The organism is Rhizobacter sp. P2_G4 (assembly GCF_056403575.1).
In genome coordinates this window covers 19,741-29,435 of sequence record NZ_JBFUFG010000021.1, presented here as the reverse complement: position 1 = coordinate 29,435, position 9,695 = coordinate 19,741, and the positions used below count along the sequence as shown (strand labels likewise).

At 65.0% G+C, this 9,695-nt stretch carries 8 protein-coding genes and 1 tRNA gene; 4 read left to right on the top strand and 5 right to left on the bottom strand.

All coding sequences use genetic code 11. The features are described from left to right. Positions 1-63: 63 nt before the first annotated feature. Entirely contained in the window at positions 64-819 is a 756-nt protein-coding gene (locus AC1DYS_RS31760) for an electron transfer flavoprotein subunit beta/FixA family protein (RefSeq protein WP_477906013.1), read from the bottom strand. Positions 820-996: 177 nt separating this feature from the next. Here AC1DYS_RS31760 and murI point away from each other — a divergent pair, with 177 nt between their 5' ends. From murI to AC1DYS_RS31745, 3 genes are all read left to right on the top strand, one after another. Then, positions 997-1,791, top strand: coding sequence for a glutamate racemase (gene murI / locus AC1DYS_RS31755; protein WP_477906011.1), 795 nt, complete (start codon positions 997-999; stop codon positions 1,789-1,791). A 55-nt stretch (positions 1,792-1,846) separates the two neighbouring features. Beyond that, positions 1,847-1,938 (top strand) — tRNA-Leu (locus AC1DYS_RS31750). A gap of 142 nt (positions 1,939-2,080) precedes the next feature. Then, positions 2,081-3,061 carry a Bug family tripartite tricarboxylate transporter substrate binding protein gene (locus AC1DYS_RS31745; RefSeq protein WP_477906009.1) on the top strand — a complete coding sequence of 327 codons (981 nt, stop codon included), beginning with the start codon at positions 2,081-2,083 and terminating at the stop codon, positions 3,059-3,061. A 107-nt stretch (positions 3,062-3,168) separates the two neighbouring features. Here the strand turns inward: AC1DYS_RS31745 and AC1DYS_RS31740 are convergent, their stop codons facing one another. Both AC1DYS_RS31740 and AC1DYS_RS31735 read right to left on the bottom strand, forming a co-directional pair. Further along, on the bottom strand, positions 3,169-3,609 hold the full coding sequence (locus AC1DYS_RS31740; protein ID WP_477906007.1) for an OsmC family protein: 441 nt from the start codon (positions 3,607-3,609) through the stop codon (positions 3,169-3,171). Positions 3,610-3,636: 27 nt separating this feature from the next. Then, the gene (locus tag AC1DYS_RS31735; protein WP_477906005.1) at positions 3,637-4,707 is read right to left on the bottom strand and encodes a flavodoxin family protein; all 1,071 of its coding nucleotides are present in this window, start codon (positions 4,705-4,707) and stop codon (positions 3,637-3,639) included. A 489-nt stretch (positions 4,708-5,196) separates the two neighbouring features. Here AC1DYS_RS31735 and fusA point away from each other — a divergent pair, with 489 nt between their 5' ends. Beyond that, positions 5,197-7,230, top strand: a complete 2,034-nt coding sequence (fusA, locus tag AC1DYS_RS31730) for an elongation factor G (RefSeq protein ID WP_477906003.1) — start codon at positions 5,197-5,199, stop codon at positions 7,228-7,230. A 39-nt stretch (positions 7,231-7,269) separates the two neighbouring features. Here fusA and AC1DYS_RS31725 read toward each other — a convergent pair whose 3' ends face one another. Beyond that, complete coding sequence (locus AC1DYS_RS31725) at positions 7,270-7,977, bottom strand: general secretion pathway protein GspB (protein ID WP_477906001.1); 708 nt, start codon at positions 7,975-7,977, stop codon at positions 7,270-7,272. An 11-nt stretch (positions 7,978-7,988) separates the two neighbouring features. Continuing rightward, positions 7,989-9,656: an ExeA family protein gene (locus AC1DYS_RS31720; RefSeq protein WP_477905999.1), complete on the bottom strand. Its 1,668-nt coding sequence runs from the start codon at positions 9,654-9,656 to the stop codon at positions 7,989-7,991. Positions 9,657-9,695: the final 39 nt, after the last annotated feature.

Sequence of the window (9,695 nt, the reverse complement as noted above, 5' to 3'; positions counted from 1 at the left end):
CCGCCCTTGAGGGCGTGGTTGTCGTGTTCAGCAATGACGAGGGTGGTCATGGTGTTGTTCTCCTCAGAGGACCTTGGCGGTGTTCTTGAGCTTGTCGACCAGGGTGGCGACGTCGGGCACCTTGATGCCGGCGCTGCGCTTGGGCGGCTCGCTGACCTTCAGGGTCTTGATGCGGGGAGCGACATCGACGCCCAGGGCCTCGGGCTTCAAGACCTCGAGGGTCTTCTTCTTCGCCTTCATGATGTTGGGCAGGGTCACGTACCGCGGCTCGTTGAGGCGCAGGTCGGTGGTGACGACGGCAGGCAGGCTGAGCTTCAAGGTCTCCAGGCCACCGTCGACTTCGCGGGTGACGCTGATGGCGTCGGCGGTGAGCTCGACCTTGCTGGCGAAGGTGGCCTGCGGCAGATCGGCGAGAGCAGCGAGCATCTGGCCGGTCTGGTTGCAGTCGTCGTCGATGGCTTGTTTGCCGAGGATGACGAGACCGGGTTGTTCCTTGTCGACCAGGGCCTTGAGCAGCTTGGCGACGGCCAGGGGCTGCAGCTCGAGGTCAGCGGGGGTCTCGACGAGGATGGCGCGGTCGGCGCCGATGGCCATGGCGGTGCGCAGGGTTTCCTGGCACTGGGTGACGCCGCAGCTGACGGCGATGACTTCGGTGACGAGGCCCTTCTCCTTCAGGCGGACCGCCTCTTCGACGGCAATCTCGTCGAAGGGGTTCATGCTCATCTTGACGTTGGCTATGTCCACCCCGCTGCCATCGCTCTTCACCCGCACCTTCACGTTGTAGTCAACCACTCGCTTGACGGCTACCAATGCTTTCATGATGAATTCTCCTGAGACTTGGAATCTGAATGAATTCTAGGTTCGCCCCCTGGAGCGAGCCCCAAGGAAGCACAAGCGTTCGGCATAAAAACGAACGATCGTTCGATTCGGCGATTGTCTCATGCCTTTTGGGCCACTGGCCAGCCACCAAAAGCCCGCTGCTAGACTGCGCCCCCCATGAGCACCCAGCCCTCCCTCATCGGCGTTTTCGATTCAGGCGTGGGAGGCCTTTCGGTGCTGAAGGCCTTGCATCAGCAGCTGCCTTCGAGCGACCTGCTCTACGTGGCAGACTCGGGCAATGCCCCCTACGGCGAGCGCTCCGATGAGTTCATCACCGATCGCACCCACCGTGTCGCGAGCCACCTTCTGGCGCAGGGCGCGCAGTTGTTGGTTCTCGCTTGCAATACTGCGACGGCGGTGTCGGCAGCCAGCCTGCGAGAGCGCTGGCCCGGCATGGCCATCGTCGCGGTGGAGCCAGGCATCAAACCCGCTGTCGCCGCGAGCCGCAACGGCCGCATTGGAGTCATGGCCACCCCCGCCACGCTGCGCAGCGACAAGTTTCAACGGCTTGCGAAGACCTACGACAGCGACGTCGAGATTCATCTGCAGCCCTGCCCCGGCTTGGCGGGGCAGATTGAACGGCTCGAAGCAGAGTCCCCCGCACTGCTCGATCTGATCGAAAGATTCACGATGCCCTTGCGCGAGGCTCGGGTCGACACGGTGGTGCTCGGCTGCACGCACTATCCCTTCGTCGCGCGACAGATCCAGGCGGCGCTTGGAGTAGACGTCACCTTGATCGACACCGCGGACGCCGTGGGACGCCAGGTATTGCGCCTTGCACCCCCGCAAAGCCAGCCGCGACAAGCAGGCAGGGTTCGTCTGCAAACCACCGGAACGGTCGAGTCATTGGAACAGTTCGCTCACCGCTGGCTCCCCATGGCGTGCGAGGTGACCGTCGCCACAGGCCTCTGACAATCGGCTCGACCTCTGCGCGGTCGCTCGCACCGCCTATGATTCGGGCCGGTGCGCGCGGGTGGCGGAATTGGTAGACGCAGCGGGCTTAAAACCCGCCACTTCCCGGAAGGGGGTGTACGGGTTCGATTCCCGTCCCGCGCACCACCTCGGCAGCTTCGGTATCCGTGTTCTTACGCACGAATGCCAGCCGAATCGGCATAGCAGCTAGACGTGGCATGACGTACCAGCATGGCAGCTCCCCTGCCAAGATTCTGTGTATCGAGTGCCACCTCTTCAGAAAGCTGCCATGTCAGATCGTTTCCACATCAGCCGCCGGTCATTGCTGTTGACTGCCGTCGCGGTATCGGCAGGTCGCGTCCAGGCCCAGACCAAATACCCCGAGAAGGCCATCACGCTCATCGTGCCGTTCGGGCCGGGAGGCATCGCCGACTTGACGGCCCGCGCCGTGGCCCAGGCGATGACGGCGACGCTCAAGCAGACCATCGTCGTCGACAACCGACCCAGTGCCGGCAGCATCGTCGGTTCGACCGCGGTCGCACAGGCCCAGCCCGATGGCTACACCATGCTGCTGATGAGCAACGGCAACGCCGTGAGCCAGACGCTCTTCAAGAAGCTGCCGTTCGACGTGACGAAAGACTTTGCGCCGGTGGGCACCCTGGGCTTCTTCGACCTGGCCGTGTTCGTTGCGGCCGAGTCGCGCTTCAAGACCCTGCGAGAAGTCACGGCCTATGCCAAGGCCAACCCGGGCAAGCTGACGATCGGCACCATTGCTCCCGGCAGCACGCAGCACTTGTCGGCCGAGTTGTTCAAGACCACGGCGGGCATCGACGCCGTCACTGTCCCCTACAAAGGCACGCCGGCCGTGGTGACGGCACTGCGCTCCGGAGAGATCGACGTGGGCTTCGAAATCCTCGGCCCCATGCTGTCGCAAGTTGAAGGCAAGGCACTCCGCGCCCTGGCAGTGACCTCCGGCAAGCGCTTTCCGCTGCTGCCCAACGTGCCGACCGTGCAGGAAGAAGGCATCGCCCACTACGACGTTGCCTCCTGGAACGCGCTGGCCGTCCCGGCCAAGACGCCGAAGGACATCGTGGCCAAGCTGACGCTCGCCACCAACGAGGCGCTCAAGTCGCCCGAGGTCATCGCTCAGCTGCAAAAACTGGGCGTTCGCCCACAGGGCAGCACGCCGGAGCAGATGACGCAGTTGCTGACCAGCGAAATCAAGCGCTGGGGCGATGTGATCAAGACCTCCAAGATCGAGACGCAATAAGCCAGCGCGGCGAACCTGACCGCGGCGCCAACCTGGCGAACGGCAACACGGTGGCCGCCGGCATGCGCCACCGGTTCTGAGCGACCGGTTCAACGCCGCAAACCCGCTCACTCCTGCAGCAAGGTTGCTTCCAACGTGATCTCGGGCACGCTGGCCAGCGCCTTGGAGAGCGGGCAATCGCGCTTGGCGGTTTGCGCGATCTCGTGGAACTGCGCTTCGCCGATGCCGGGCACTGAGGCGCGCAGTTCGAGGGCGATGCGATCAATCTGGAACCCATCGCCCTCCTTGACCAGACGCACGCGTGCCTGCGTGTCGACTTCGGTGGTGGCAAAGCCGGCCTTGTCGCACGCAAACGAGAACGCCATCGTGAAGCAGGCGGCGTGGGCTGCCGCCAATATCTCCTCCGGGTTGGTGCCGGTGCGGTCGTCTTCGAAGCGGCTGCCAAAGCCATACGGGTGGTCGTTGATTGAGCGGGTTTCGGTGCTCACGCGGCCCTGGCCCAGGCGGCCACGGCCGATCCAATGAACGCTGGCGGATTTTTCGATCATGGCGGTTCCTTGAGGTTGAAGAAAGTCTTACTTGGGACGAGCGGTACGAACGGCCTTGTCGGGCTGGCTAAGCCGGCCGGCGCGCAACTCGGCCACAGCACGCACCACACTGCTCGCCACACCACGGGCCTCCTGCTGAACGGCTTCGTCGCGGTCCAGCGCGTCGTGGCTGTTGAAGTACGGTTCGTAGTAGCCGACGTATCGGTCCAGGCGTGAACTCGCGCCAGCGTCGATGAGGCCCATCCAATCCAGCCAGTCGCTCAGGTTGCGGCGTTGCGATTCGACGCCCGCCACATCCCCATGGACGATGAGCCCGTACACCCGGCCGGCCAGGTGCTTGGGATAGCCCCAGCCCTTCTCTTCGATTGCCTTGGCCTCTGCTGGCTTCTTGCCGTGCGTGGTGGTGGGATCGGGGTTGCCGCCGTCGGCGCACACCAGCCGGTCGATCATCAGCTTCAAGGGGCTTGGTGACTGGTACCAGTACGTCGGTGCCGCAATGATCACACCGTGTGCCGAGACCCATCGCTCGTAGATCTCGGCCATCCAGTCGTTCACTTGTCCCAATGAATGGTTGGGGTAGCAGCTGCACGGCCAGTGGCACAAGGGCATGGCCGTGCCCACGCAGCCCTTGCACGGGTGAATGTGACGGCCGTAGTCAGACGTCAACAGGCTCAGGTCCAGGACGTCTGCTTCCAGCCCCTCGGCCTGCACCACCTCGCGGGCCCACTGCGTGAAGCGCCAGGTTTTGGAGTTTTCGCCGGGGCACGTACCGTCGTTGCGCGAGCTGCCGCAGATCAGCAGCACGCGCGAGGGGGTGTCAGGTTTTGCCCAGCGTTGTTGCGCTGCCGCCAGGCGGTCACGGGTGGCACGCCATTCGTCGGACAAGTCATAGGTGGGGTCAGCAAAGCCCTCGCCCGCCGGCCGGCTGCGCGGCGCCTTGCGGCCCTGTTCGTACGCCTGCCAGGCAATGACTTCCAGCTTGGCGATGGAACCCTTCTCCGCTTCGAACGCCGGGTCGTAGAAACTGGCTCGAAAGCGTTCGCCGAATGCATCACGCGTCAGGGTGGCAGGAGCCTGGCCGGTTCGAATGGTTGTCATGGGGTGTTCAGCAGCGGCGACGACCCAGTATCTGCAGCACCGGCGCACAYGGGCATCGGACAGAACCTCAACCAGGAGGTGCAGCCGTCCTACACCGGCGGCTATGGCTTCCATAGCCAGCTTGTGCTTTCTCAGTCTGGCCCGATCTGGAACAATCGCCACCTCAACGAACGGCCCACGACCATGCAACACACTCTCTTCGGCAAGCACGCCACATTTTTCGCTACCTAGTCACGGCCTTTCGACACATTCGGAATGGCTGCAGAGCCTTCCGCCCCCAACCCCGGCAGGCTCCCGCTTCCGGGGTTTTGTTTTTTCTGCACTGCTCATCACCATGCGCACCTACGACAAGCTGATCGCCACGATTCTTCTCGCCAAAGCACGAGACGGCTTGCGCTCGTACTTTGGCCCGTTGCCGCAAGTGAATTGCGCCTAGCCTTCGCGGATCGTCGTTGAAGGCGGGCCCCACGCCTTCAACGAAAGATCCAGATGAACTCGAACAACAGAAAACTCAGAAACATCGGCGTCATTGCCCACGTCGACGCAGGCAAGACCACGACCACCGAACGCATCCTGTTCTACACGGGCGAAAACCATCGCATCGGCGAAGTGCACGACGGCACCACGACGATGGACTTCGACCCGCAGGAGCGCGCACGCGGCATCACCATCAACAGCGCGGCCACGACCGTGTTCTGGAAGGGTGCGCAGATCAACCTGATCGACACCCCGGGGCACATCGACTTCAACATCGAGGTGAACCGTTCGCTGCGCGTGCTCGATGGCGCCGTCGTCGTGTTCGATGGTGTCGCCGGTGTCGAACCGCAGACCGAGACCAACTGGCGCCTGGCCGACAAGTACCACGTGCCACGCCTAGCTTTTATCAACAAGCTCGACCGCGTGGGGGCCGACTTCCCGCGCGTCGTGCAGATGATGGAAGAGCGCCTGGGCGTCAAGCCGCTGGTGTTGCAATTGCCCATCGGCGCCGAGGACACGTTCCGCGGCGTCGTGGACCTGCTCGCCATGAAGGCGCTGGTCTGGCACGGCAGCGAAGCGGGCGAACCGTACGAGACGCAGGCGATCGCGCCCGAGCTGATGGCGCAAGCCATGGGCTGGCGGGCACGCTTGGTCGAGACCGTGGTCGAGCAAGACGACACCGCCCTCGCGGCCTACCTGAACGGCGAAGAGCCTTCGGTCGAGCAGCTGCGTGCCTGCATTCGCACCGGCACGCTGGCAGGCTCTTTCGTGCCCGTGCTGGCCGGCGCGGCATTCAAGAACAAGGGCGTTCAGCCCTTGCTCGATGCCGTGGTCGACTACCTGCCGTCTCCGCAGGACGTTCGCGCAGTTGCCGGTCAACCCGAAGCCGACCCGGACGGGCCGCTGGCGGCGCTCGCCTTCAAGGTGGTGACCGACGCCCACGGTTCGATGGTGTTCGTGCGCGTGTACCGCGGCCGCTTGCGGCCGGGCGACACGGTGCTGAACGCCAGCACCGGCAAGACGGAACGCGTGTCGCGCCTGTACGAGGTGCATGCCGACAAGCACGAGGAACGCCAGGTGCTGGAGGCAGGAGACATCGCGGCCGTCGTCGGCTTGAAGGACACGGTCACGGGCCACACGCTGAGCGACCGCCAGCACCCGGTGGTGCTGGAGGAGATCAGCATTCCAGAGCCGGTGATTCACGTCGCGGTGGAGCCCAAGACCCAGGCCGATCAACAAAGCCTGGGCAAGGCCCTGCACGCATTGGTGAAGGAAGACCCGAGCCTGCGCATTCGGCAAGACGCCGAGTCGGGCCAGACGATTCTGTCGGGCATGGGTGAACTGCAACTGGAGGTGACGCTGGAGAAGCTGAGAACCAAGCACCAGGTGGACGTGTCGACAGGCCGCCCGCAAGTGGCTTATCGCGAAACGATCACCAAGCCCATCGAGGTGAGGCATGTGCACAAGAAGCAGAGCGGTGGCCCCGGCCAGTTCGCCGAGCTGAGCTTGCGGCTCACGCCCTTGCCGCGCGGCGAAGGCATCCGTTTCGAAAGCCAGATCGTCGGCGGCGCCATTCCACGCGAGTTCATTCCCGCGGTGGAAGCCGGCGTGCGCCGCGCGGCCGAAGCTGGCGTGGTGGCGGGCTTTCCGCTGGTTGACTTCCAGGCGACGCTGGTGGACGGCAGCCACCACGAGCGCGACTCGTCGACGCTGGCTTTCGAGCTGGCGGCGGTAGCTGCGCTGCGTGAGGCTGCGCTGAAAGCAGCGCCGGTGGTGCTGGAGCCCTTGATGGCCGTGGAGGTGGTGACGCCTGCCGATCATCTGGGCGATGTGATCGGCGACCTGAACCGTCGGCGCGGCATCATCCGCGGGCAGCACAGCCGTGGCAACGCGGCGGTGGTCGAGGCGCACGTGCCGCTGGCAGAGATGTTCGGATACATCGGCAGCCTGCGGGCCCAGACTTCAGGGCGCGCGCAGTACTCGATGCAGTTCGACCACTACGCGGTGGCACCGCCAGCGGTGCAGGCCCACTTGACCAGCAAGTGAGTTGATGGGGGTGCGAGTCTCAGGGCTCGCACCCCTTTTTTAGTAGCTGATGCCGTAGCGGTAGCCCTTGTAGGCCAGCACCGCCGTTTTCAGCTTGATCTGCTCGAGCACGAGTTCCCCCGCGACCTTGTCGCCCTCGTGAAAGACCTGTCCGTTGATGATGAGCATGCGGTTCGCTGCATTCTCGGAATACATCGCACCACCCACGGCGATCTGCGGCAGCTCGCGGCGGATGTTTTCCGGCAGCTCGTTCAATGCCTGCACCGGGCGCTCGGGGGCCGCGATTGATGCCGGTACCGGTGCAGAGGCTTTCGCCACGATGCGAGCTGGCTGCTTGCGTGGTGCAGCTTGCACGGGAGCCTGGGGCACCGGTCGAGCCGGCACCATCGCGACGGGCGGTTCGGTTTGCGGCGTTGGGGGCGCTGTCGCCGCCATCGGAGGAGGGACTGAGGCAGGTACCGGCGCAGGAGCGGGAGTGGGAGCCGGCACAACAGGAGCCGGCGTCTGGTTGAACGCTGGCATCGGCGCAGGCTCGGCCGGGCTGCTGCCCATGAACTGCCACGCCAGCACGCCCGCGAGCACCACCGACAACCCGATCACCGCCCACAGCAACGGGTGCGGACGGCTGCCGAAGCCTTCATCGTCTTCGGCATCGATCAGCGCTTCGGCTTTGGTGTGCAGACTGGGAATCGTGCCGCGCTCGCGCTCGGAATCGGCTCGCCTGAGGGCATCGAGGATGTAGGACATCGCTCAGTCTTTCAGTTGGAAGCCAGCTCGGCTTGAAGGCGGGGCTCGTCCACGCCAGCAGCGCGATTGAGTTGCATCAGGGTGATGGGGCCGGCCAAGCCGTCCGCCTTCAGCCCTTGCGCGAGTTGAAAGGCCGAGACCTTCGCCTGCAGGGCAGCGTCGAATTTCTGCGCGCCCGCTGGCGGCGGTTCACCATTCAGCTTGGCCACCTGGAGGGCGAGCCAGTCAACCACCGGGCCGCCCTGTCCCGCAAACCATTTGTTCTGGTAGCCCGGTGGCACGCGCCACAGCGTGGCGAACTCGCCGCGCCACACCTTCGAAAGCGACAACAGGCTCACCCCCTGCGTGACGCCGCCTGCGCGCAGCATGGCCGTGTGGCTGCTCAAGCCCACCAGCACCGCATAGGCCGGTTTGCCGGCATCGTCGTACAGCGTGAGCATGCTCGGGCGCGACAGCTGGCGGATGAGCGCCAGCCCACCGTCGCTCTTGAAGCACTGAAGCTGCTGGCGCTGCGCAGCCTGGCAAGGGTCGCCCTCGGTCAGCGAGGCCTTCCACCACGGCGCGAGCTCACGCCAGGCATCGCTTTCGCTGTGCAGGCTGAGTTTGAGAACGGCGGCTGGATCGACAGGCGGCGCGCCGGCTACCGGCGCAGAAGGCTGGCTCGCGGCGGCCACCGGCACGCTCGCTGCCGCGGACGCCGCCTTGGACACCGGCGCGGTGATCGCCGCCACCTGCTTGCGCGAGCCGTCTGTCGCCCAACCAACGATGCCGAACAGCGCTGCACCGATCAGCAGGCCCGCAGCCGCAGCCAGCGCGGTGACACGCGTACCCCGGGCCGATGTCGGTACCGCCACATCGCCCTCGCCGAAAACCTCGACCGCGGCCTTGTCGACCATGGCCCGGTCGACGCGCGAACGGCCATCGGCATAAGCACCCAGCAGAGAGCGATCGCACAGCAGGTTGATGCGGCGCGGCACGCCGCGCGAGAGCTGGTGGATTCGCTTGCGAGCCTCGCGGTCGAAAGGCACGGTACCGCTCAAGCCCGCGACGCCCAGCCGGTGGCGGATGTACTGAGAGCTCTCGGCCGGCGACAGGGCTTTCAGGTGATAACGCGCCGTCACCCGCTGCGCCAGCTGTTCGAGCTCAGGCCGGGCCAGCATCTCACGCAGCTCCGGCTGACCGATCAGGATGATCTGCAGCAGCTTGCGTTCGCTGGTCTCGAGGTTGGTCAACAGGCGAAGCTGCTCCAGCACGTCGGCCGAGAGGTTCTGCGCCTCGTCGATGATGAGCACGTTGTTCTGCCCGACAGCGTGCGTCTTGAGCAGGAACTCGTTGATCGGGTCGAGGTATTCCTTGACGGTGTCGGTGCGCAGCCGGGCCGGGTCGAGCGGGATGCGGAACTCGTCGCACACCGTCTTCAGCAGCTCGATGACGGTGAGCTTGGGGTTGAAGATGTAGGCCACGTTGCAGCGCTTGGGGATCTGCTCCAGGAAGCAGCGGCACACCGTGGTCTTGCCCGCGCCGATCTCCCCCGTGAGCAGAACGAAGCCGCCACCACCGCGCAACCCGTACAGCAGATGCGCCAAGGCCTCGCGGTGCCGCTCGCTCATGAACAGGTAGCGAGGGTCGGGCGCGATCGAGAAAGGCTCCTGCCTCAGGCCGAAAAATTTGGCGTACATCGTGGGGTAAGTCTATCCCCGCCCCGAGCTCACATTGCG

Excerpts from the sequence above, each read along its gene's own strand:
- AC1DYS_RS31760 (WP_477906013.1), bottom strand. The coding sequence starts at position 819 with ATGAAAGCATTGGTAGCCGTCAAGCGAGTGGTTGACTACAACGTGAAG.
- murI (WP_477906011.1), top strand. The coding sequence starts at position 997 with ATGAGCACCCAGCCCTCCCTCATCGGCGTTTTCGATTCAGGCGTGGGA.
- AC1DYS_RS31745 (WP_477906009.1), top strand. The coding sequence starts at position 2,081 with ATGTCAGATCGTTTCCACATCAGCCGCCGGTCATTGCTGTTGACTGCC.
- AC1DYS_RS31740 (WP_477906007.1), bottom strand. The coding sequence starts at position 3,609 with ATGATCGAAAAATCCGCCAGCGTTCATTGGATCGGCCGTGGCCGCCTG.
- AC1DYS_RS31735 (WP_477906005.1), bottom strand. The coding sequence starts at position 4,707 with ATGACAACCATTCGAACCGGCCAGGCTCCTGCCACCCTGACGCGTGAT.
- fusA (WP_477906003.1), top strand. The coding sequence starts at position 5,197 with ATGAACTCGAACAACAGAAAACTCAGAAACATCGGCGTCATTGCCCAC.
- AC1DYS_RS31725 (WP_477906001.1), bottom strand. The coding sequence starts at position 7,977 with ATGTCCTACATCCTCGATGCCCTCAGGCGAGCCGATTCCGAGCGCGAG.
- AC1DYS_RS31720 (WP_477905999.1), bottom strand. The coding sequence starts at position 9,656 with ATGTACGCCAAATTTTTCGGCCTGAGGCAGGAGCCTTTCTCGATCGCG.